Origin of the sequence: Pseudanabaena sp. UWO310 (assembly GCF_006861605.1) — a bacterium.
In the GTDB taxonomy this organism is placed as follows: domain Bacteria; phylum Cyanobacteriota; class Cyanobacteriia; order Pseudanabaenales; family Pseudanabaenaceae; genus Pseudanabaena.
The window spans coordinates 24,797-48,986 of record NZ_SELU01000034.1; the positions used below are offsets into that span (position 1 = coordinate 24,797).

At 44.8% G+C, this 24,190-nt stretch carries 16 protein-coding genes, 1 tRNA gene and 1 pseudogene; 13 read left to right on the plus strand and 5 right to left on the minus strand.

The window, feature by feature from the left end; all coding sequences use genetic code 11:
• Positions 1-132: 132 nt before the first annotated feature.
• From PseudUWO310_RS12685 to mnmA, 5 genes are all read left to right on the plus strand, one after another.
• On the plus strand, positions 133-1,149 hold the full coding sequence (locus PseudUWO310_RS12685; protein WP_142601783.1) for an aspartate-semialdehyde dehydrogenase: 1,017 nt from the start codon (positions 133-135) through the stop codon (positions 1,147-1,149).
• Between the two features lie 92 nt (positions 1,150-1,241).
• Positions 1,242-2,135: a 4-hydroxy-tetrahydrodipicolinate synthase gene (dapA, locus tag PseudUWO310_RS12690; RefSeq protein ID WP_055073805.1), complete on the plus strand. Its 894-nt coding sequence runs from the start codon at positions 1,242-1,244 to the stop codon at positions 2,133-2,135.
• Between the two features lie 340 nt (positions 2,136-2,475).
• Positions 2,476-4,374 carry a ribonuclease J gene (locus PseudUWO310_RS12695; RefSeq protein WP_142601785.1) on the plus strand — a complete coding sequence of 633 codons (1,899 nt, stop codon included), beginning with the start codon at positions 2,476-2,478 and terminating at the stop codon, positions 4,372-4,374.
• Between the two features lie 285 nt (positions 4,375-4,659).
• The gene (locus tag PseudUWO310_RS12700) at positions 4,660-5,445 is read left to right on the plus strand and encodes a TIGR03943 family putative permease subunit (protein WP_142601788.1); all 786 of its coding nucleotides are present in this window, start codon (positions 4,660-4,662) and stop codon (positions 5,443-5,445) included.
• A gap of 224 nt (positions 5,446-5,669) precedes the next feature.
• Positions 5,670-6,746: a tRNA 2-thiouridine(34) synthase MnmA gene (gene mnmA / locus PseudUWO310_RS12705; RefSeq protein WP_142601790.1), complete on the plus strand. Its 1,077-nt coding sequence runs from the start codon at positions 5,670-5,672 to the stop codon at positions 6,744-6,746.
• Between the two features lie 210 nt (positions 6,747-6,956).
• On the opposite strand, the gene PseudUWO310_RS12710 is transcribed toward mnmA, so the two are convergent.
• Positions 6,957-7,475 carry a tetratricopeptide repeat protein gene (locus PseudUWO310_RS12710; RefSeq protein ID WP_142601792.1) on the minus strand — a complete coding sequence of 173 codons (519 nt, stop codon included), beginning with the start codon at positions 7,473-7,475 and terminating at the stop codon, positions 6,957-6,959.
• 316 nt (positions 7,476-7,791) lie between these two features.
• Here PseudUWO310_RS12710 and PseudUWO310_RS12715 point away from each other — a divergent pair.
• The 3 genes from PseudUWO310_RS12715 to trpB all read left to right on the plus strand — a co-directional run bounded on the left by PseudUWO310_RS12715 (position 7,792) and on the right by trpB (position 10,828).
• Positions 7,792-7,865: transfer RNA gene (locus PseudUWO310_RS12715), tRNA-Arg, on the plus strand.
• 545 nt (positions 7,866-8,410) lie between these two features.
• Entirely contained in the window at positions 8,411-9,493 is a 1,083-nt protein-coding gene (gene aroC / locus PseudUWO310_RS12720; RefSeq protein WP_142601795.1) for a chorismate synthase, read from the plus strand.
• 102 nt (positions 9,494-9,595) lie between these two features.
• Positions 9,596-10,828 (plus strand): tryptophan synthase subunit beta, encoded by a 1,233-nt coding sequence (gene trpB, locus PseudUWO310_RS12725; protein WP_142601797.1) that lies wholly within the window; start codon positions 9,596-9,598, stop codon positions 10,826-10,828.
• A gap of 158 nt (positions 10,829-10,986) precedes the next feature.
• Here the strand turns inward: trpB and trxB are convergent.
• Positions 10,987-11,943, minus strand: a pseudogene (gene trxB, locus PseudUWO310_RS12730) (thioredoxin-disulfide reductase); the annotation flags it as partial.
• 1,160 nt (positions 11,944-13,103) lie between these two features.
• On the opposite strand from trxB, the gene remA reads away from it, so the two are divergent.
• The 3 genes from remA to PseudUWO310_RS12745 all read left to right on the plus strand — a co-directional run bounded on the left by remA (position 13,104) and on the right by PseudUWO310_RS12745 (position 15,497).
• Positions 13,104-13,364 (plus strand): extracellular matrix/biofilm regulator RemA, encoded by a 261-nt coding sequence (gene remA, locus PseudUWO310_RS12735; RefSeq protein ID WP_142601802.1) that lies wholly within the window; start codon positions 13,104-13,106, stop codon positions 13,362-13,364.
• 176 nt (positions 13,365-13,540) lie between these two features.
• Positions 13,541-14,098 (plus strand): guanylate kinase, encoded by a 558-nt coding sequence (gene gmk, locus PseudUWO310_RS12740; protein WP_223805644.1) that lies wholly within the window; start codon positions 13,541-13,543, stop codon positions 14,096-14,098.
• A gap of 85 nt (positions 14,099-14,183) precedes the next feature.
• Positions 14,184-15,497, plus strand: a complete 1,314-nt coding sequence (locus PseudUWO310_RS12745) for a D-alanyl-D-alanine carboxypeptidase (RefSeq protein WP_223805645.1) — start codon at positions 14,184-14,186, stop codon at positions 15,495-15,497.
• Positions 15,498-15,595: 98 nt separating this feature from the next.
• Here the strand turns inward: PseudUWO310_RS12745 and PseudUWO310_RS12750 are convergent, their stop codons facing one another.
• Positions 15,596-19,930, minus strand: a complete 4,335-nt coding sequence (locus tag PseudUWO310_RS12750) for a DEAD/DEAH box helicase (RefSeq protein WP_223805646.1) — start codon at positions 19,928-19,930, stop codon at positions 15,596-15,598.
• A gap of 409 nt (positions 19,931-20,339) precedes the next feature.
• Here PseudUWO310_RS12750 and PseudUWO310_RS12755 point away from each other — a divergent pair, with 409 nt between their 5' ends.
• Positions 20,340-21,494 (plus strand): pyridoxal-phosphate-dependent aminotransferase family protein, encoded by a 1,155-nt coding sequence (locus PseudUWO310_RS12755; RefSeq protein ID WP_142601810.1) that lies wholly within the window; start codon positions 20,340-20,342, stop codon positions 21,492-21,494.
• 192 nt (positions 21,495-21,686) lie between these two features.
• Here the strand turns inward: PseudUWO310_RS12755 and PseudUWO310_RS12760 are convergent, their stop codons facing one another.
• Positions 21,687-22,592, minus strand: a complete 906-nt coding sequence (locus tag PseudUWO310_RS12760; RefSeq protein ID WP_142601812.1) for a type IV pilin-like G/H family protein — start codon at positions 22,590-22,592, stop codon at positions 21,687-21,689.
• Positions 22,593-22,672: 80 nt separating this feature from the next.
• Here PseudUWO310_RS12760 and PseudUWO310_RS12765 point away from each other — a divergent pair, with 80 nt between their 5' ends.
• Positions 22,673-23,452, plus strand: coding sequence for a formylglycine-generating enzyme family protein (locus PseudUWO310_RS12765; protein WP_142601814.1), 780 nt, complete (start codon positions 22,673-22,675; stop codon positions 23,450-23,452).
• 27 nt (positions 23,453-23,479) lie between these two features.
• Here PseudUWO310_RS12765 and PseudUWO310_RS12770 read toward each other — a convergent pair whose 3' ends face one another.
• Positions 23,480-24,040: a deoxycytidylate deaminase gene (locus PseudUWO310_RS12770; protein ID WP_009627809.1), complete on the minus strand. Its 561-nt coding sequence runs from the start codon at positions 24,038-24,040 to the stop codon at positions 23,480-23,482.
• Positions 24,041-24,190 lie beyond the last annotated feature (150 nt).

Sequence of the window (24,190 nt, forward strand, 5' to 3'; positions counted from 1 at the left end):
AAAGTTCGCAATAGCTTGAAAGTTTGTTAGTATGTAATTACGCTACAAGTGAATGATGAAACTATACATAAGTCATTACACGGTTTTAGCAAAAGTTTCCCCTAATTTTGATGTTTTTATTTCGGAGGTTCATTGAGTAGAACATATAACGTTGCCATTCTCGGAGCAACAGGTGCAGTTGGTACAGAGCTTTTAGCATTGCTAGAAGAAAGAAATTTTCCCTTGGGCAAGTTAAAACTGTTAGCCTCAGAGCGATCGGCGGGTAAGTCAGTTAAGTTTGCTGACAGAGAATTAACGATCGAAGCTGTTACTGAGTCTTCCTTTGATGATGTCGATATTGTCCTTGCCTCCGCAGGCGGTAGCATATCCAAACAGTGGTTGCCAATAGCGGCTAAAGCAGGGGCAATATCCATTGATAACTCCAGTGCCTTTAGGATGCATCCCGATGTGCCCTTGATCGTTCCAGAAGTTAATCCTGAGACCGTGACTCAGCATAACGGCATTATTGCTAACCCTAACTGCACCACCATCCTGATGGCAGTGGCAATTTATCCTTTGCATCAAGTTCAACCCATCCAACGTATTGTCGCTGCGACTTACCAGTCAGCTAGTGGGGCAGGGGCAAGGGCAATGGAAGAAGTAAAAATACAGTCACAGGCCATTCTTAACGGAGAAACCGCTGTCCCCGAAGTTTTGCCCTATCCCTTGGCTTTTAACCTATTCCCCCATAATTCACCAATGACTGAAAATTCCTACTGTGAGGAAGAAATGAAAATGGTGAACGAGACTCGCAAAATATTTGGCGATCGCGAAATTCGGATTTCCGCAACCTGTGTACGGGTTCCCGTATTGCGAGCTCATTCCGAAGCAATTAATCTAGAGTTTTCTCATCCTTTTCATCCCGATAAAGCTAGGGAGATTCTGGCAGCAGCCGCAGGGGTAAGGTTAGTTGAAGACTTTAGTAAAAATTATTTCCCCATGCCGATCGATGCTAGTGGCAAAGATGACGTACTAGTAGGGCGAATTCGTCAGGATATCTCGCACCCTAATGGTTTGGAATTATGGTTGTGTGGCGATCAAATTCGTAAAGGAGCCGCGCTAAATGCCGTCCAAATCGCGGAACTCCTGATTAATAAGGATCTCCTCTAATTAAATCTACTTAAATATTGCATAGCGGTATATGCCATAGCGTTCCATAGCGATATTTATTTGGCTAGCAAGCTTCTATTTACTGAGTATGTATGAGTGAAATTGATTTCGGACGTTTACTAACGGCAATGATTACTCCCTTTGACTTAGAAGGGAATGTTGACTATGGGAAAGCCGAACAGCTTGCCTTACACCTAGTTGAGACGGGAACTGACACAATTGTGGTGTGCGGTACCACGGGAGAATCGCCAACATTAAGTTGGGATGAGGAGTACAAACTGTTTTCGGTGCTACAACAGGCGATCGCTGGCAAAGCGAAAATCATGGCTGGTACAGGATCGAATTCTACTTCTGAGGCAATATCTGCTACCCAAAAGGCTGCACATCTCGGATTAGATGGTACACTGCAAGTAACACCGTATTACAACAAGCCTCCGCAAGAGGGACTATATCAACATTTTCGAGCGATCGCTGAAGCTGCCCCCGAACTACCGATGCTTCTCTATAATGTTCCTAGTCGTACAGGTTGTAAATTAGAGCCTGAGACCGTTGCTAAGCTAGCTGAAATTCCCAGTATTATCGGAATTAAGGAAGCAACGGGTGATTTAGATCAAGCTAGTCAAATTCGCGCTCTCACACCAGCCGATTTTGCGATCTATTCGGGTGATGACTCTCTCACATTGCCATTGATGGCTGTGGGTGCAAAGGGAGTGGTCAGCGTGGCTTCACATCTAGTTGGCAAGCAACTACAAGCAATGATGGAATCCTTTGCCGTCGGTAAAGTTAACGAAGCATTGCAAATTCACCTTCAGCTTTTTCCTTTGTTTAAGGCTTTGTTTTTGACTAGCAATCCGATTCCCCTCAAGATCGCTTTGCGACTGATGGGATTAGATACGGGCGTGGTGCGATCGCCGCTAGTGATGGGTAATGCCGATCTCGAAGCCAAACTGAAGTCTGTATTAAAAGAGATTGGCATTCTTACCTAGTTGTAGGGGCTATTTATCTAATTGCTTTGACAAGATCATTCAAGTTTTATATCCAAAGACATATTCCAGCAGTCTGTATCGGGATTTTGACCAAAATATACATCGCAACTTACAGCGAACTTGTGGGGGAGATTACATCTTTCTGTAAATGTTCTGGTCGTTTTATCCAAAGACGTTAGCGCATCTCCGTTAGCGCATCCATCGACAAGAAGACAAGAACGGACAAGATCCTCAGTTTCCATTAAAGCAAAATGCTGAATTGTTTTCGCAATTCAAAATTGCCATTCTCGCCTACAACCTCTCTATAAATTTATTCACTTTATTTACCAAAAATCAACCTATGACTACATCTAACGCTCCAGCATTGAAAATTATCGCCCTTGGCGGACTTCATGAAATTGGCAAAAACACATGGGTGTTTGAATATAACGACGAAATTATGCTCCTTGATGGTGGGTTGTCATTCCCTGACAACATGATGCCTGGCGTGAATGTCGTATTGCCAGATATGACTTACTTGCGCGAAAACAAGCATAAGATCAAAGGCATGATTGTCACCCACGGGCATGAAGATCATATTGGGGCAATTTCTTTCCATTTGAAACAGTTTGAAATTCCCGTTATTTATGGTCCCCGTTTAGCCATGGCTTTGCTGGAAGACAAGCTGCGTGAAGCTGGCGTATTAAACCGTACAGAACTCCGCCGCGTGATGCCGCGTGATGTTGTGCGTGTGGGTACGAGCTTCTTTGTCGAATTCATTCGCAATACCCACTCGATCGCTGATAGTTTCTCGATCGCCATCAATACCCCTGCGGGTGTAGTCATCCATTCTGGGGATTTCAAAATCGACCATACTCCCGTTGATGGAGAATTCTTTGACCTGCATCGGTTAGCAGAGCATGGCGAAAAAGGTGTACTAGCTCTCATTAGCGATTCGACAAACGCCGAGCTTCCCGGCATTACTCCCTCCGAACGGGCTGTATATCCCAATCTCGAAAAATATATCATGATGGCTAAAGGACGGGTGATTATTACCACCTTCGCTTCTTCAGTCCATCGTGTGAACATGATTCTAGACATTGCTGATAAGCAAGGGCGTGTTGTTGGGGTCGTTGGGCGATCGATGTTAAATGTTATTGCCCATGCCCGTAATCTTGGCTATATCAAATGCCGTGACGATCTCTTCCAACCCCTCCAAAATTTGCGCCATTACCGCGACGATCAAATTTTGATTTTGACTACAGGTTCTCAGGGCGAACCGATGTCGGCGCTAACCCGCATGTCCAATAGCAGTCACAAACAATTGGAAGTCCGCCAAGGTGACACGATCATTTTCTCAGCCAATCCGATTCCCGGAAATACTATTCCTGTAGTACGCACCATCGATAGATTAATTGCTCTCGGTGCCGATGTAATTTACGGCAAGGACAAGGGCATTCACGTTTCAGGACATGGATCTCAAGAAGAGCATAAAATGATGTTAGCTCTAGTCCGTCCGAAGTTCTTCTTCCCCGCCCATGGTGAATTGAGAATGCTCAAGCAGCATGCCAAGATGGCAGAGAATATGGGAATTCCTAAAGAAAATATTGTGATCGCCGAAAATGGTGATGTGGTCGAGGTTTGCCAAGACTACATGAAGATTGTCGATAAGGTTCCTTCTGGTGTTGAACTGGTCGATTCTTCCCGTGATGGGATGGTGAAGGGTGATGTATTGCGCGATCGTCAGCAGTTGTCTGGAGATGGCATCTTCACGATCGCTGTATCCGTGGGCTTTGATGGCAAGCTGGCTACGACTCCCGATATTCAACTAAGCGGCGTAGTGTTACCAATGGAACGCTCGCAGATTATTGCGGCTGTTGCCAAGGCGATCGACAACTCCTTAGCTAATTGCTGGGGTAACTTTGCCCGAAACGTCGGTTCTCTCGAAGTTGATTGGACTGGTTTACGCGGTCAACTTGAACGCGATCTCACCCGCGTTCTCCGCCAGCAAATGCAAAGTAAGCCTATGATTGTCTTCCTATTGCAAACTCCTCCAAATTCTACTCAGGCAGCTCCTGCCCCAGCCGCTAAGCCTAATGCTCTGGGCGTAACCTTAAAATCAGGTGCTGTTAAGGTGATTCCGAAGGTTGAAAATGGAAGTAATGGTAATGGCACTGCCGCCAGTGCTCCTGAGGTGACAGCGGTTGCAACTACTACAAGTACGGGTAGACGCAAGCGCACTGCTGCTGCAACGGTTTAGGTCATCTGATCGATAATTGCTCTATGTGCTAAGTAGTTAAGTATAAGTAAACTTAAAACCTAGGAGAGTGTACCGCCCGCATAGCGGGCGGTACACTCTCTGGTTTTGATTTTTAGCTATATAGTAGTCCTAATCCCAAAACCTAGAAGAGCGTAAAGACCGCTATGCGGTCTTTACGCTCTTCTAGGTTTTAAGTTTACTTATGCCTAGCTACTTAGGATTGCTATAGTTGATTTAAGATCCTAATCTTGAGATCCTAATTTTGTTATTTGGTATTCCTACTTCATGCCATCTCGATCCGCTAATTCTTCGCCGTTACATTCCTACTGGCAGAAATTTGTACCTTGGCTTGAGTCCTGTGCGATCGCTGCTTGGGGGATCGTTCTACTTAAGCTTTGGCTTGCGGGACAATTATATCTTTTAGTCCATCCCAATTATATTCCCCTTACGGTAACTGCGGGATTAGCGCTTACTGTTGTTGGTGTTGCTGAGGCTTGGCGCGTAGCAAAACGGCGACGTTACATCGGGACGACAACCACACAGCAACATGTGACATTGATCAAACCATCCTTAAGTAGCAGCTTGCTTTTGATTGTGGCGATCGCTGCTTTATGCGTCAATCCTCGACCATTTACTAGTGAAAAAGCGATCCATCGGGGCGTAATTGAAAATATTGCCGATGCTAGAACGATTCCTAAATCCTTTCGAGCTAGCAATCGTCCCGAAGATCGGACTCTCGTAGAATGGGTACGCACCATTAGCACCTATCCCGAACCCGATGCTTATAAGGGACAAAAGGTGAAGATTACGGGATTTGTTGTCCATGCTCCCGATCGCCCTGACAATATCTTTTTATTGACGCGCTTTGTCATTACCTGCTGTGCTGCCGACGTTTATCCTGTCAGTCTACCTATTAAAACAACTGAAAGCCGCTCTAATTATCTCCCTGATCACTGGTTACAAATAGAAGGGCAAGCAGATGTGGAAACTACCGATGGCAAGCGGCAATTTGTAGTCGTTGCAAGTAATATTACGCCCATCCCAGAACCCAAAAATCCCTACGACTACTAAGAACTATAGCTATCGCTGTACTAGGACATAAACCCCAAGAATTGACTGGCGGCGCTTCGCGCCGCCAGTCAATTCTTATAGCTATAAACCCCCAAAAACTGTAGCGCAAGCTGCGCTTGCGCTACAGTTTTTGGGGGTTTATATGTAGTTGAGCTTAGCCACTTACCAACAATTCTTATTGCGCTTTAAGTTACAATTTAGGTCTAGTGGTTCGCTCGCAACAAATGTCAAACATTACCCAAGAAAAAGAAAAAATAGTTGTCGGACTATCTGGCGGAGTCGATAGCTCCGTGGCGGCAGCTCTCTTGCATCGCGCAGGCTATGATGTCACAGGTTTGACGCTGTGGTTAATGCGTGGCAAGGGACAATGCTGCTCTGAGGGGATGGTAGATGCAGCGAGATTATGCGAAGAATTAGGAATTCCCCATGAAATTGTAGATAGTCGTGATGTTTTTGAACAAAGCATTATTAATTATCTCGTCACAGGCTATGCGGCAGGTTCTACGCCCCTGCCCTGTTCGCGTTGCAATAAAGCCGTGAAGTTTACACCCATGATGGAATATGCCCGCGATAAGTTGGGTATCCATAAAATTGCCACAGGACATTATGCCAAGCTCAATTTCAATTTTGAATCGGGACGTTACGAGCTGCGTCGGGCGGTTGATGACAATAAGGATCAATCCTATTTTCTCTATGAAGTAGGACAAGAGGAATTAAGCTGCTGCGTTTTTCCTCTAGGTAGTACAACTAAGGTCGAAACTCGTAAAATTGCTGCCGAGTTTGGCTTAGCCACCGCCGAAAAACCCGAAAGTATGGATCTGTGCCTTGTTGAAGCTAATGGCTCCATGAAAGCATTTCTCGATAAATACCTCACGCCAATCCAAGGCAAAATCGTTGATACCAAAGGCAACGTACTTGGTGAGCATGATGGCACATATCACTACACGATCGGTCAACGGAAGGGGCTAGGTGTAGCCGCTGCAAATCCTTTGTATGTGATTGCCCTTGATCCTGTCAAAAATGAAGTGGTGGTGGGCGATCGCTCTGAGGCTCACGATCGCGAATGCACAATCAATCGAGTTAATTGGGTATCGATGGCTCCGACAGATATTCCTTTCCCTGCGGAGGTGCAAGTACGCTATCGGACTGCACCCGCACCTGCCACCGTGATTCCCCTTGCAGGCGATCGCGCGAGGATTGTTTTTGATGAGCCCCAATTTAGCATTACGCCAGGGCAAGCGGCGGTTTTTTATCGTGATGACTTGCTCCTCGGTGGCGGATTGATTGAGTCCAAGGTCTAAATAAAAAAGGAGACTGGCTCAGTCTCCTTTTTTATTTAGGGCTTTTATAGCTGCCGCCAGTTTTGTTAGGATAAAATCAAAACCCCAAAGAGAGTTGCCGCGCGGAGCGCGGCAACTCTCTTTGGGGTTTGATGTCCTGATACAGTTGGCGGCAGCTATAGATTTTGAGTGGCGGCGTGAAGCGTTGCCACTCATGGTTTTTATATTTATTTAGGCAGTTGTTACAACTTGCTTGCGTAAGGAATTTAAGCGACGATTAGCAGTTTCATTTTTGGTATCTAGTACCAATACCTGCTCGTACATTTCGATCGCTTGCGGCAGTAACTTTTTCTTTTCGTAGGCATGACCGAGATTGTTAATTGCCGTTACATAGCCTTCTTGCAAGGCGATCGCTTCTTTATAGTTTTTGATGGCAAGATCGTATTGCTCTTGAGAAAAGTAGGAAAATCCGAGGGCATTATAAACTTCGGGGATATTATCTCCACCTTCTTTGAGAGCCTTGTTAAACAGGGTAATAGCTTGAGCGTAGAGCTTTTTCCGCAAATAGACACTACCGAGCTGATAGTAGTCCTCAGGGGTACCTTTTTCCTTTTGGAGCTTGGGCTGGAGGTCAGAGATGACATTTTCTAAGCTCCGCGCTTTCAAAATCTGGCGGATAACTAACCAGCTAACCCCAGCTAGCAGCACAACTAAGGCCCCAAGGTATGCGATCGCTAATGTACTATCCATAAATATTTACTAATTTCAATCATTTTTTAACAGAGTTTTTCTATCATTGCACTCTAGCAATTTGTTTAGGGAGTTTAAAAAGTAATTTTTAACAAAGATCGTTGATTATTCTGAAAGCTAATACTAATTCACGAAAGTGTGACAACAGGGTTTTGAACTGAAGACCAGACCCAGTAAGGGTTTTCAAAGCTCAAAATGGCTATGCCATTTTGAGCTTTGGTACAATTAGCTAGGTGCAATTAAGATGATGAGATTGGTTCGACCAATTGCAAAAAACTTAACTTTTAGTGTAAGATAGTGAATCGTGAAATTGTTTGGGCTAGTAGCTCAGTTGTATAGAGCAATCGCCTTCTAAGCGATCGGTCGTGGGTTAGAGTCCCCCCTAGCCTGTTTTGTTTATATCAGAAGGTAGCCTTCATCAAATGAAGGCTACCTTCTGTACTTGTATAGCTGTCGCCAAGTGTATTAGGACATAAACCCCAAGAATTGAGTGGCGGAGCAAAGCTCCGCCACTCAATTCTTGGGAAGTGTTGGCTCACTTCAGTGAATTAAAAAATAAACCCAGTAAGGTTTTGAGATTCCCAAAATGGCAACGCCATTTTGGTAATTGGTATAACGTGAGTTTGGGATAATTTGAAACTGGCTTTGAAAAAGGGTTTGCTATGCAAACCCTTTTTCAAAGCCCAAAAGTAAAAGCCTTGCGTAGCAAGGCTTTTACTTTTGGGCTTTGAAAATTTGCCAGCTTTACCCGAACTGACGTTAATTTACACATTTAATTCACAAAAGCGTGACAACACTTTTGTGAATTGGTATTAGAGGGCAGTTACTATAAAATAAGTGATGGTCATTTGATGACTATTTGATGACCATTTGACGGTCAATTTTTGGTCATTGCATATTCGCTAGGATTTATTTTTAGGATTCAATATTTAAACATGGGCAGTACATTCGGGCATTTGTTTCGCGTCACGACATTTGGGGAATCTCACGGTGGGGGCGTGGGGGCGATCGTCGATGGATGTCCGCCACAGTTAGAACTGAGCGAAGCTGATATTCAAGTAGATCTCGATCGCCGCAAACCAGGACAGAGCAAAATTGTTACGCCGCGCCGCGAAGACGATCGCGCTCAGATCCTCTCTGGTGTATTTGAGGGCAAAACTCTGGGCACTCCCATTATGATCTTGGTGCAGAACAAAGATGCCCGTAGTCAAGACTATTCAGAAATGGCAGAAAAATTTCGCCCATCCCATGCCGATGCCACCTATCAAGCAAAATATGGCATTCGTAATTGGCAGGGTGGCGGTCGGTCTTCGGCAAGGGAAACCATTGGCAGAGTCGCCGCAGGGGCGATCGCCAAAAAAATCCTCAAACAAGCCGCAGGGATAGAAATCATTGCCTATGTCAAACAGGTCAAGGATTTGGTCGTACCCCACATCGATCCGAATACAGTCACGATGGAACAGGTGGAAAGCAATATTTTGCGCTGTCCCGATCCAGAAATGGCAGCAAAAATGATCGACTTCATCGACAAAATCCGCCGTGAGGGTAATTCGGTGGGTGGCATTGTGGAATGTGTGGCGCGAAATGTTCCGATCGGTTTAGGCGATCCCGTATTTGATAAGTTAGACGCAGATCTTGCCAAGGCAGTAATGTCACTGCCAGCAAGCAAGGGTTTTGAAATTGGATCGGGTTTTGACGGCGTTCACTTAACTGGGCGTGAACATAACGATGAGTTTTATATGGAAGGCGATCGCCTGCGTACGCGCACTAATAATTCGGGCGGTATTCAAGGCGGAATTTCCAATGGTGAAAATATTATTCTGCGTGTTGCCTTTAAACCAACCGCCACGATTTTATTAGAGCAAAAAACAGTGTCCGTGTCAGGGGAAGAAACTACTCTCACGGGGCGAGGTCGCCATGATCCCTGTGTATTGCCGAGAGCCGTACCGATGGTCGAGGCGATGGTGGCTCTAGTACTATGCGATCGCTATCTCGCACAAAAAGCAATTTCTCTCTAAATCCTTCTAATCATTTTGTTATCCTAAAGTACAGCGCCACAAACGCACCAACCAAGTTTTAATAGTAGCTAACTCATCTAACTCATCAGTCAACTCACCGCAATGACCACAACGCCGATCGCTCCAAAAACAACAGTACAACCAAAACTCATAAATCGCCCTGATGCATTGGGACGCTTTGGGATTTTTGGGGGCAAATATGTTCCTGAGACGCTCATGAGCGCTCTTACTGAGCTAGAGACTGCTTTTTATCATTACAAAAACGATCCAGACTTTAACAACGAACTCGATGGCTACTTGCGGGACTATGTGGGCAGACCCAGTCCCCTATACTTTGCGGAGAGATTGACACAACATTATGGGACGGCTCAGATTTACCTCAAGCGCGAAGATCTCAATCATACGGGCGCTCATAAAATTAATAATGCGTTAGCACAGGTACTCCTCGCTATCCGTATGGGCAAAAAACGGGTCATTGCCGAAACGGGTGCGGGTCAGCATGGTGTGGCGACAGCAACGGTTTGCGCTCGATTTGGTTTGGACTGTGTTATTTACATGGGCGTTCAGGATATGGAGCGTCAGTCCCTCAATGTATTTCGGATGAAATTGATGGGTGCGGAAGTGCGCCCCGTTGAGGCGGGTACTGGAACTCTCAAGGATGCCACCTCCGAAGCAATTCGTGACTGGGTCACAAATGTGGTCGATACCCATTATATTCTCGGTTCCGTAGCTGGTCCCCATCCCTATCCGATGATTGTGCGAGATTTTCATGCGGTAATTGGGAAAGAAAGCCGTCGTCAAAGCCAAGAGAAATGGGGTGGCTTGCCAGATATTTTATTAGCCTGTGTTGGTGGTGGTTCCAATGCGATGGGACTATTCCATGAATTTGTGGATGAGCCTTCTGTCCGCTTGATCGGTGTAGAGGCGGCAGGTAAGGGAACGAATACCGAATTCCATGCGGCAACCTTGACCCTCGGACGCGTTGGTGTCCTTCATGGAGCAATGAGCTATCTACTCCAAGATGAACAGGGACAGGTACAGGAAGCTCATTCCATTAGCGCTGGTTTGGATTATCCAGGGGTTGGACCAGAACATAGCTACCTCAAAGATTTAGGTCGGGCGGAATACTATAGTGTTACCGATCAAGAGGCTCTTGATGCATTTCAGCGTCTTTCTCGCTTAGAAGGGATTATTCCTGCCTTGGAAACATCCCATGCGATCGCCTATTTGGAAACCCTCTGTCCACAATTAACGCCCGATCAACGCATTATTATTAATTGTTCTGGTCGTGGCGATAAAGATGTAAATACCGTGATTCAACATTTACATCTCTAATAAAAAATTACTAAGTTAAAACCCAGAAGAGCATACCGCCCGCGCAGCGGGCGGTATGCTCTTCTGGGTTTAGGTTTTCGTGAATTGGTATTACCTATAGCTATATCCCAAAAAGAGAAGTGGGCTGTGCAAAGCACAGCCCACTTCTCTTATGCCTGAGCGGAAAGCCATCGCTCTGCTTCTAAAGCAGCCATACAGCCCGTGCCAGCGGCGGTGATGGCTTGGCGATATTCGTGATCTTGGACATCACCACAGGCATAGACCCCTGCGATATTTGTGGCAGTTGATTTCCCTTTCGTAATGATGTAGCCAGTTGGATCGAGTTCGAGCTGTCCCGCAAATAAATCAGTATTAGGGGTATGTCCGATCGCATAAAATAGTCCGCCCACAGCTAAATCTCGCTCTTCGTGAGTACGCGTATCCACGATCTTCACTCCTTTAACGATTTCTTCTCCATACACATCCAGAGGGAGAGAATGCCAATGGATGACTATTTTGGGGTGAGCGAAAACGCGCTCCTGCATGATTTTACTCGCTCTCATACGCTCTCCTCGCACGAGTAAATGCACCTTAGAGCCGTATTTTGTTAAGAAAATTGCCTCCTCAGCCGCCGTATCACCGCCCCCAACGACCGCTAACTCCACCCCCCGAAATATGGGAGCGGCTCCGTCACAGACTGCACAAGCAGAAATGCCCCGATTCCAATATCGCGTCTCACTGGGTAAATGGAGGCGTTTTGCGGTCGCACCTGTGGCGATGATCAGGCTATGGGCTTGTACTTGATGCGATGTGGAGGTAATTGTAAAAGGGCGATCGCTCAGATCGATAGCAACGACATCTTCCATAATCATTTCTGCCCCGCAATTTAACGCTTGCGCCCTCATATCATGCATCAATTGTGCGCCCATAACGCCATTAGGAAATCCAGGAAAGTTTTCGACTTCCGTTGTCGTCATCAATTGTCCCCCAGGAATTCCCCCCTTTTGAAATCCCTCAAATACCAGTGGATTCAGGTTGGCTCGTCCCGCATAAATCGCCGCTGTATGCCCTGCGGGTCCTGAACCAATGATCACTAAGTTTCTAATTGGGGAATTTGCGATCGCATCAGACTTCATTACTTTGCCTCTAAATTATGAAACTTCCATTAGTCATTATCATTAATTCTGATTAACTAGCTAAGCATTAGTAAACTTAAAATCGAGAAGAGAGTATCGCCCGCGACGAGGGCAGTACTCTCTCTGGTTTCTGATTTTTAATTATGCTGAACTACCTGCTAATTTTTATATGGTAATCAGAACCAAGATTTTTGATTTAGTAAATTGCTGTAGTATGCCCCACTTAACTATTTGTAAATACAAAATACTTGGGATTTTGAGTCTAATGTAAATTGATCATCCGTTAATAATTTTTGACACTAAACTTAAGAAAATATACTTTTTATACCAATTCCCAAAATGGCAACGCCATTTTGGGAATCTCAAAACCTTACTGGTTTTAGTTTTTAATTCACAAAAGTGTTGTCACACTTTTGTGAATTGGTATTACTAAGTAGCTGGGCGTAATTAAGATCCAGATTAAAAAACTGCGGCACTCGCGTAGCATCTGGGAAACTGCTCGTTATAAGTTAAGACATAAAACCCAGAAGAGTGTTGCGGCGCTTTGCGCCGCAACACTCTTCTGGGTTTTGTTTTTGTCCTAACATAACTGGCTACTGCTATACTACTCATCCAGAAAATAAATTTGTAAGTATATTTTCCTAATGGCTATTGATTTGGAAGAAATTAGTAAGTATATCTTCCTAATTCAAAAAAGAAGTCCGTGAGTATATCTTCCTAACGGCTATGGCGATCGCAATCCTAAATCGCAATCCTAAAGAGTTTATTAATAGTTTATGAATGCTTTATGGAAGCGTATCTCAAAGGTTCATGTTTCCATAAACTCAAAAATTGACAACACATTTAAGTAAATAGGCGCAATTAAATATAAAATCTAGAAACCTGTAGCGCACGCTGCACCTGTGCTACAGGTTTTAATTATGCCCAGCTATTTAGGATTGCTATTAGCAATTCATAATATGTGAGAGGCTTCGACTTCACTCAGTCAAAGTATACCGATCGCCGCAAGAAGTCGAAGCCCTATTTCTCTCATAAATGATTTAGGACTGCTATATATGACAAAATATATCGTCACGAAAGATTTTTTGTATGATAATGGGAGAATACTTAGAAAAATGAAGCTACATTACCTCTAAATCGATTTCTAGGTCGATAAAACTATGGATATCAAGCTCATCAATATCGGCTTTGGTAATATCGTGTCCGCAAACCGAGTTGTGGCGATCGTTAGTCCCGAATCTGCCCCTATCAAACGCATTATTAGTGATGCTCGCGAACATGGTAAGTTGGTCGATGCCACCTATGGTAGAAGGACAAGAGCCGTTATTGTCACCGATTCTAGTCATGTGGTTCTATCTGCTATTCAACCTGAAACTGTTGCTAATCGTTTTGTCATCAGTAAGGAAGGGACTACGGATTAAATTTATTAAATTTAAAGCAATTTAGAAATCCTTGCTCGTCAAGGATTTTTAAATGTAATAATTCTCAATATGATTTGGATTTGACGACCTTAAAAATCGCTACAAATCACTATCGGTTTTATTTACCAATTTATCTACCAATGTGTCTGCCAATTTAATTAGGGATTTACGAAGCTTTGAGTGAAGGTAAGTTAATTGTTGTTACGGGACCGAGTGGGGTCGGTAAAGGCACTCTACTCAAGAAATTGCTAGAACGGTATGCCGATCGCTTTCATTTCTCAATTTCCGCAACCACCCGATCGCCACGTACGGGGGAAGAGGATGGTCGAGAATATTTTTTTTGGAGCCGTGCTGAATTCGAGCAGCAACGCGATGCGGGGGGATTTCTGGAATGGGCAGAATATGCGGGAAATCTCTATGGTACTCCGATCGCGCCAATTCAACGCGCGATCGCCATGGGGCAGATTGTTCTGTTAGAAATCGAATTGGAGGGGGCAAGACAGGTAGCCACATCTTTCCCCAATGCTCAACGCATTTTTATTGCGCCGCCCTCGATGCAAGTCTTAGAAAGTCGTTTGCGCGATCGCAGCACCGATAGTGACGAGCAAATTCGCAAACGTCTCCACCATGCTGAACTTGAGGTAGCCGCCGCTAACGAATTTGATCTCACAATTGTCAACGATGATCTAGAAATTGCTCTACAACAACTCGAAAAAGCGATGTTTCACGATTAGAATACACGATTAGAATATCTGTGCTGGTGTCATCGCATATATATTCTAGTTTTAGTTCATTCTAGTTTTGGTTTACCTAATGACAATGTGGAGTCTAGTAGGCGCTTTGCTGTTATCAGTTTCGACCCAAGCCCTCAATGGTCGTGAGGTGGTAACCGTTCCTCGATCGCTAATGAGCTATGTTACTCGTCCTGTTTTAGTCTCGGAGGCTAGTGCCAAGGCGCTACCTAATCCAGTGGTGAATCAAGCGATCGCGATTATGCTCGACGAACTCAAGCAGGCCGGGTTAACTCATCCCGATCAAGGGGTATGGATTCAGTCCCACGATGGCGAAATTGCCTCAGGTCGATTATCTAGCCAACCTTTGCCAACGGCTTCACTTACTAAAATTGCGACCACCTTGGCTTCGCTGCAAACATGGGGTTCTAACTATCGCTTTATTACCAATATCTGGGGCACGGGCAATCTGGGGGGTGGAATTCTCAAAGGAGATCTGATTATTGAGGGTGGCGGCGATCCGTTTTTTGTGTGGGAAGAGGCGATCGCCCTTGGCAATAAACTCAATCAACTAGGTATTAAAAGAATTCAGGGTAATCTGATTGTCACGGGTAGATTTGCGATGAATTTTGAGGCTAATCCTCAGGAAGCAGCTAATTTACTTCGTTTAGCTCTAGATAGTAGCCGATGGGAGGGAGAGGTTGCCGAGCAGTATGCGACTATGCCTGCGGGAACAATGAAACCCCAAATTACCGTTCTTGGTAATGTCCGAACTGTCCCCAATCTCTCCCCAGCGAATATTTCCACAAGTAAATTATTGATTCGTCACGCTTCACTTCCCCTCTGGCAAATTCTGAAGCGGATGAATACCTTCAGTAATAATGAGATGGCCGAGATGCTTGCCTCGCAATTGGGCGGAGGCAGACAGGTGGCGGCGATCGCCTCTAATGCTACGGATATGCCTGCTTCAGAAATTAGATTGATTAATGGTTCGGGGCTAGGACAAGCCAATCAAATTTCTCCCCGTGCGGTTGTCGCAATTTTGATGGCAGTGCATAATCGCGCTCAGGTGGAAGGCTTAACCCTTGCCGATCTCTTCCCCAGTAGCGATTGTAACTGCGGTACTATTGAAGGGCGCAAAATGCCGAAAGGAACCATCCTTAAAACTGGTACGCTCTCGGATGTCAGTGCCCTAGCAGGAGTTGTCCAGACCCAGCAGCATGGGGCAATATGGTTTGCGATCGTCAATCGTGGCGATGGCGATATTGATGCGTTTCATCGATCGCAAGATCGCGTACTCCAATATTTAGTTACGAAATGGGGCTTACCCAAGTCACCGATTCCTAGTTTTGTCGAAACCCCTTGGCGCGATAGCGATCGCAATGAGATCGTCAAGCAATGATAATAGCAATGTAAGAAATGGCGTAGCCATTTCTTACATTGCTATTATCATTGCTGTAACTTGAAAGCGCAAAGCGCTGTAAGATTTTGGTGAGTCGTCTAAATTTCATTAATCAATTGCAATAATGCATCGGTAGTCACCTTGCCACTCATATCCGTGCCTTCCAGCAAACTATCGGCAAGATCGCGCTTTTGGTGGTGCAGATCGACGATTTTCTCCTCGATAGTTCCCTTGGCGACGAGTCGATAAATGGTGACGGGGCGTTTTTGACCGATACGATGGGCGCGATCGCTCGCTTGATCTTCTACCGCAGGATTCCACCAAGGATCCATATGGATTACATAGTCCGCCGCCGTGAGATTTAACCCCGTGCCACCCGCCTTAAGACTGATCAGGAAAACATCACCTTCGCCAGCTTGGAAAGCTTCGACACGCTTTTTGCGGTCTTTGGCGGGAGTACTGCCATCGAGATATTGATAGCTAATTTTTTGGGCATCTAGATAGTCGCGAATGAGATGGAGATGATCGACAAATTGACTAAATACTAGAGCTTTGTGTTTGTTATCTAGTAATTCGTTGAGCACCTCACCAAAAAGCTGCAATTTGGAACTGGGCAAGGGAATATCGGGGCGAACCAGTTTTGTATTGCAGCAAGCGCGACGTAACTTCATGATTTCCGCTAACACTTGCAGATGCTTTTGTCCAGCATTGGCTTCGGTGCTATTGAGTTTGGCGATCGCTTCACGACGGAGGGCTTCATAAAAGGCAAGTTCTTCTTTAGTAAGTTCTACCTGTAATGTGACTTCAGTACGCGATGGTAACTCCTGTAGGACTTGGTTTTTGGTGCGGCGGAGAATGAAGGGTTGGATTAATTTTTTCAGTTGATTGCGGGCTTCACGATCCTGCGATCGCTCGATGGGATTGGCATAATTGGTATTGAAATTATCGAGGGAACCTAATAGTCCTGGATTAATGAAACGGAAAAGATTCCAGAGCTCACCGAGATGATTCTCAATGGGAGTACCTGTCGTGATTAGCTTGAAACCACTTTGGAGATTCATCGCCGCCTGCGATCGCTTTGTGGCAGTGTTTTTAATCGCCTGTGCTTCATCGAGAACGACGGTTTGCCATTCTACTTTAGCGAGCTTTTCGGCAACCTCTTCCTGCTGGAGCAAACCGTAGCTACAAATCACAATATCTAACGGCTGGAGATTATCGAGAACTTTTTGGCGATCGCCCGAACCAAACACAATGACATTGAGCGTTGGCGCAAATTTGGCCGCTTCACTAATCCAGTTCATACATACGGAGGTGGGCGCAACAATCAATGTCGCCCCTTGGGGTGCACGGGTGAGAATCAAGGCTAGGGACTGGAGGGTCTTACCTAAACCCATGTCATCGGCTAAGCAAGCTCCCACGCCCCAATGGGCAAGCCTCGCCAACCATGCAAACCCTTCAACCTGATAATCCCGTAAATCCGCCTGCAAGGTAGATGGTAACTGCGGCTCAAACTTCCGCATTTCCTTGATTTTTTTGACATGAGCCTTCCAATGCTTATCAACTTTGAGATCGTCAATTTCATCGACAAAATCTTCCAGCGCTAAGGCAGCTAGGGGATGGAACCTTGTCTCTGAACCATGTTGTTCGGACAGTCGGCGAAACTCATCTAGACGTTTGCGAAATTGATGGGTCAGGGCAATAAATTGACCATCACCAATGGGAATAAATCGGCTAGGGGTTTTATCTAGCAGTTCCAAAAGATGCTGCATATTTAACACCTTATCATCGCCCAAATGTAATTCTCCTTCAGCGGCAAACCAATCGCGGCTCTGATTGATCGACATCCGAAAATTATTAAAGTCCGCCCGATGGCTAATTCGCATTTTTTCGCCCTCTGGCCATTCCAAAATAATGCGATCGCCTAAAGCCTGCAATTCCAGTAGTAATTCCAAGCAGAACTCGGGATCGTCAATTATCCATTCGCTTTCATTATCTTCGTAATTGCCCAAGGTCGGACAGGCGGCGATTACTTCATGGGCAAGCTTTTTTTCTTCCTTCAGATTGCGAGTCGTTTGCAAGCGCTTCCCGTCAATTTCCGCAAGTACGGTTGTGCCACCTGTTCCAGGACGATAATAGGCTCCCGCATTGGCGAAAGGACGGGCTAATATAGCCACTTTCAATCCATCGCCTGCGGGTAAAATATGGACATGGGGTTTGCTATCCGATGCTACTTCCTCCGCATCACTCACACCACCGCCAATATCTGAATGCACGGTAACGATGGAGGAGATGCCATGAATTGCCGCAAGGACACGATCTTTAGCGGCAACGGGAATTTCTAAGCGATTTTTTCTGCCGATAATTTCGGTGATGCGACGGTGGGATTCATTTACCTGTGTCACCTTCAATCTGGTGGGACTTTCCTTAACAACGACAAAATTTTGACCGTCTTTTAGTTGGGGTGAAAACTCTAAAAATAGGCGATCGCCTCGACCCGCTTTCACGAGAAGTTCTGGTTCTCCTTTGACAATATCGACCCTTGTAGTTGGCGAATCTTCCCAAAATACTAGGGGATGTCCTACAAGGGCACAAATGGTATCTTCATCAAATTCGTATTGACTCTGACCGTAATATCCATGATAGGAATAAGCTTGGATATGGGCACAAACGAGTATATCTTGCGGTGTCATGTAGGGAAACTCATGGATAGATTCCTTAAGCCTCTTGATGGCGATATTCCTTCCCGCACTCCATAATCCTTTAGCATTAATTTTTTGCTCCTTGGGCTGAACCGTACAGGTTCCCTTATTAAAAGTAATCAACCATACCAACCGTTGTGGTGAGACATTAGCTGATTTTGTTTGTTCCTGCGGAGCTTTGCCAAGATTTAACAAAGCATTCAAACTTAGTTCCCAAGTCTCTTGAGGTCGAATCAAGTTCACAATGGTGGCAATTTGATTGCTCTGCCTCAATTTTTGGGCGTGTTTTTGATGGATAGAATTAGGTACAAGCTCTCCTAGTAATTCAGCCGCTTCCATGGAGAACCAATGATATCCAGCATTGACAGCTTGTTTGAGCAATGGTTCTAGGATTTTGGGCGATTCAATTCTCGCCTTCTCTGGGTTGACCCAATAGAGACAGAGGGTACTAAAAAAGGCTTCTAAACAGTGGGTTTCCGTATGATTGTGAATGTATTCGCTGCTTAGAAGATCTTTTTGAGGGATATCTCCTAGTTGAAATTTTAAAACCTTTTGCAATCTGCTATAGGTTGCTTGCAACCAATGGTTAGTCTGCCTATTCATAATGCTGGCATAGCCTTCCGCTTCGCGCATAGCTTCCGCTGTGCCATCCTGAATCAGCGCCAGTATAAAAAACAGTCCAGGTTCGCCACTCAAGTAAACTTGACGCTTGCCCGTGGCTTTTCTAATCATCTTGAGTGACTGGCGAAACTTGGCGATCGCTAATTCGCGATCGCCTTTGAGGAAATATAACCAAGCGAGGAGTTCATCATTTGATTCTTTGAAAGAAATCGGTAGGCGATCGTAGGCAGCTTGCGCTGTCTGCAAATCGGCACGTAAGAGACTTTGTTCTACTAAAACAAGTAATAATGGATCTGTACAGCGATCGCTATTTCCCTTAAATTCCCTAAGTAATAGCTTATAGGCTTCTTCCGTGGGTTTTAGCCTGAGCATTCCATTATTCAAAATCGTGTCTAATCCGACCTCATAAAACTCTAGCTTTAAGGTCTGAAACCATTCATAGTCAAAGGGATTACTGCAAACTTGATATAAAACCGTTTCTAATGTGATTTTCTGTTGAGAATAGCCATAGCGGTAGAAGTCGGCGAACTGCTTGACCACAAAGTCCATATCTTGCCGATAGATTCCAATTCTGACTTCACGGATAAACTGAGATTCATTTCTGAAAGTACGTGCATCATTTCGACCGTAAGTTGGCACAGGGATTTGGGTTTCGACCACATTGACAATTTTCTCAAATTCACCTGTTTTAACTGCGTCTCGCATGACGATATCGACCAGACAACTATGGCATTGTGTGCCTTGAGTCCGATCCAATGTGAGTAGATTTAACTTTAAAAAGCGATCAATATGTCCTTTGACACTGGTGGCTGTGAAATGTTTATTGTCTTTATCCTTAAGTCCAAGGTGAATTAAGCAATCAAAGTACTCGTTGCGATTAATTGGGGCATAGGCGATCGCAAATATTTGAATCATCTGTCGTTCCAAAGATGACAACTTGAAATAAATTGCGCTCAAGTTCTCATAAAGTTTGGCAGAATCAACTTGGAGGTCAGGCATAGCAGAGCTTGTATGGTTACTACAGAAATTCGGAGTATTTGTAACAACGGAAACCTTAAATCTGTTGTTACGAATATTTCCAAGTAATAATTGTAACAAAGAACTAGATTTCATAACAGTTTGAAGCCTAGTTTGAAGCTTATTTATCGCGTTATTTATCGCGTTATATAGCTGCCGCCAACTTTATCAGGACATAAAACCCCAAAGAGAGTTGCCGCGCGGAGCGCGGCAACTCTCTTTGGGGTTTTGATTTTATCCTAACAAAACTGGCGGTAGCTATACCAAATAGAGAAGGGCGGCGCTTTGCGCCGCCCTTCTCTATATTGGGGTTATTGCAATGCAAGCAAGGATTTCAGCCTTTCACCCAAAAAGAATGAGGTAGCGTTTAGCACCACCTCATTCTTTTTGAGATATTTTGAGATATCTAGATTTACGCGCTAAAGATTTTAATCGGTTCTAGGGGCAGTTTAATGGTTACAATACTAGATCTAGTATTTAATCAAGCATTACAAGATTTCGACTCATGGAAGATAAGTTGATGTTAATGATCCCAGGACCAACACCTGTGCCTGAACAGGCTCTGTTGGCGCTGGCAAAAGCTCCCATCGGACACCGTAGCGGCGATTTTAGCAAGGTCATGGCAGATGTGACTGCCAAGCTCAAGTGGCTGCACCAAACTACCAATGATGTATTAATTCTCACCGTAAGTGGTACGGGTGCGATGGAAGCAGGCATCATTAATTTCTTAAGCAAAGGCGATCGCGTCCTTGTGGGAGACAACGGCAAATTCGGCGAACGTTGGGTAGAAGTCTGCCAAGCCTATGGTGTAAATGCTGAAGTTATTAAGGCGGAATGGGGCAAAGCCCTCGATCCTGAAGATTTTCGCGTTAAATTAGAAGCCGACACCAATAAGGAAATCAAAGCGGTTATCATTACCCACAGCGAAACCTCGACAGGTGTTCTTAACGATTTAGCGGCGATTAACCGTCACGTAAAAGCCCATGAAAAGGCGCTGATTATCGTTGATGCGGTGACCAGCTTGGGGGCGATGAATGTTGCCATTGATGAATTAGGATTAGATGTCGTTGGTTCTGGTTCGCAGAAAGGCTACATGATTCCTCCTGGATTGGGATTTGTCGCTGTCAGTCCTAAGGCATGGGAAGCTTATAAAACAGCCAACTTGCCAAGGTTCTATCTAGATCTAGGTAAAGCTCGTAAAGATGCAGCTAAAAATTCCACTCCTTTTACCACTTCGGTGAATATGGTGATGGCCTTACAAGCTTCGTTGGAAATCATGCAACGTGAAGGATTAGAAAATATTTTTGCGCGTCATCTTCGCCATCGCGATGCTACTCGTGCGGCGATCAAGGCTCTGAATTTGGGGCTACTAGCTCCCGATGATGCGGCGAGTGCTTCGATTACATCGGTTGTTCCCCCCGAAGGACTTGATGCCGAAAAAATTCGCGCCACAATCAAGAAGAAATTCGATATTGTCATGGCAGGCGGTCAAGATCATCTCAATGGCAAGATCTTCCGCATCGGACATCTTGGCTTTGTAGGCGATCGCGATATTCTAACGGCGATCAGTGCATTGGAAGCTTCCATCTCTGCCATCGGCTATAGTAACTTTACCTACGGCGCTGGTGTAAAAGCGGCGATCGAGGTACTGAACGGCTAGTGGCTATAGCGTAGCTAAGAACCCGTAAATTTGCGCCCCGTAGGGGCGTAAATTTACGGGTTCTTAGTTTGTAATTATAGCTACAGTCACTTGAATTAGGACAAATCAAAACCCAAGAATTAATTGGCGGCGCGAAGCGCCGCCAATTAATTCTTGGGTTTTATGTCCTAGTACACTTGGCGACAGCTATATTTACGGATCGATGAAAGTGTAATTATCTGGACATCGGTATCCTTCATCCTGATTTTGGGGCTTTGAGGCAATGGCTTTCGTTGTAAGATTGCTCTCGCACATTATTAATCGGGTAGCTTTTTGTCCATTTTCTCCAGAGATCGTATAGATAATTCCCGTATAGGCCTTCAACCCATCTTTTACAGGGATAGCGCTATGCTGTAGCATTAATTCAGAGCCTTCTGTGAATAGATTGACTTTGTATGTATAAAGGTCTGAGCTTAGCTGTAGTCCAGATTTGATTTGATTGATATCGGTTGAGAATTGTCCCTTTTCTTGAAATATTTGCTGTTGCGATCGCAGAATTGCGCGAATAGAAGCTTTACCTTCGTTCTCGCGGATCGCGGCTGTGGAACTAGCCAGATCTGCTGATTTAAGTATTTTAATATCGCTATCAATGGTCATGCGATCGGAAATCTTCGTTAACTGTTGTGGTTGCCAGCCTAAGTCATCGGGGCGAACTCGATCGGGAACTGCGTTAGCTATTTTTAATAATCCATTGCGATCAACTTCATAGATCGTTTGAGTCGTGAGATCGCCAAAAACGAAGTCGAGTTGTTGGGGATTCGTATGAGGATTCGCTTTAAATTTCCCAGCGATCGCGATTTTGCCCGACGATAAATCGTTAGAAAAAATATATACATTGCCATCGATATCATTTTGGGTTTCAAAAATCGCTGTACCTATTTTGCCTCCATCGGAATTTTTAAATTCCCAAGTTCCCGCTAACTTTTGGGTTGAGGCATCTCGAACGCGATCGCTTGGGGGATTGCAGCTAACCAGTAATCCTGAAACTAGCCCTGAGGTAAAAAAGACGAAGGCGATTGATTGATGAGCAAACGCTCTCTTAAAAAATATGTTGAACATGTGATACTTAAATTAGAAACGCCATATAATCTAGACTTACTTAGCAAAATATTACAAATTTTTAGGAACTAAGTTTGGTTATGAGAAGCAATCTTGAACAATTGTATTGCGAGCATTTAGGGGAAGACAGTTTTTTAGAGTTGTTACTTATTCCTGAAGGTAAGTTCATGATGGGAACTTCCTACAAACATGAAGGTTATAACAGTGAAAAACCGCAACAGCAAGTAAATATCTCTTCATTCTATCTAGGGAAATTTCCAGTTACGCAACGACAATGGCAGACGGTCGCTCGATTGCCTGAAGTTGGCAGTGCGCTCAATCCCGATGTTTCCCACTTTAAGAATGAATTTGCGCCTGTGGATAATGTCTCATGGGCAGATGCGATCGAGTTTTGTAAAAGGCTGCGTAAGCTGACCAAAAAAGCTTATCGCCTACCCAGTGAAGCAGAATGGGAATATGCTTGTCTGGGCGGGAAATCAACTCGCTATTCCTTTGGGGAGGAAATTAGTACGGATCTTGCCAATTATGATGGTAGTCTTCAGTATGATTCTAACGCAGTTATAAAATATCGCGAGGGAACTACCCCTGTTGGAACCTTTCCTGCCAATGATTTTGGGCTCTATGACATGCATGGCAATGTCTGGGAGTGGTGTGCCGATCCTTGGCATGAAGATTATCGGGGTAGACCTGCCAATGGCTCAGTTTGGGAATTGGGAGGAGATATGCAATATCGCGTACTTCGGGGCGGCTCTTGGAAACATGATCAATGGGAATGTAGAGCGGCCAATCGGCGCAAAGACCCCTTTGTGAATTGGTACAACTACTATGGATTTCGGCTTGCGCTCTCCGCAGACCAATGACAATTCATTGATAGCAGTCTTTTGGGGTTAACCAGAAAATAAGCGCAATTCAGAAGTAGGGGAGTTCAGAAATAAATTCGCTCTTTGGAGAACGGATGGTGATATTTGAATTTGCTTGAGAACCACTAATCCTTCATCTATAAAGGATTGGCATAGGGCGGCGTTGTTACCTTTATTAAAGGTTGTTTCATAATAAACTTCGCGAATGCCTGCCGATACCACCAACTTTAAACAGGAAATACAGGGTTCTAACGTGACGTAAATACTCGCGCCATCAGTAGGAATGCCATGCTTAGCTGCTTGGGCGATCGCATTGGCTTCAGCGTGAACGGCTCTAGAGGGAAATTCTTTGCTGGCATCGCAGGTCAGAACATTGGGATAGCAATAACCTTGGGTAGTGCAATGAACGGAGCCTGAGGGCGAGCCATTGTAGCCCGTAGCTAGCACCTGCTTATCCTTGACAATTACTGCCCCGACTGGAAAAGCCAGACAGGTCGATCGCATAGCCGCGAGTTTGGTCAGCAGCATAAAATACTCGTCCCATGTGGGTCGTTGTTGAAATGCTACCTTATCGATCGATTCGGTCATGGTTAATGCAGGGAGATAGGGTTTGCAAGATGGCGCAAAATAGTTTACCGCACAAGTTATCCCCAAGCTGAAAATGGCTACGCCATTTTCAGCTTGGAAAGCCCTGACTGGGTTTGGTTTTTAATTCACGAAAGTGTGACAACACTTTAT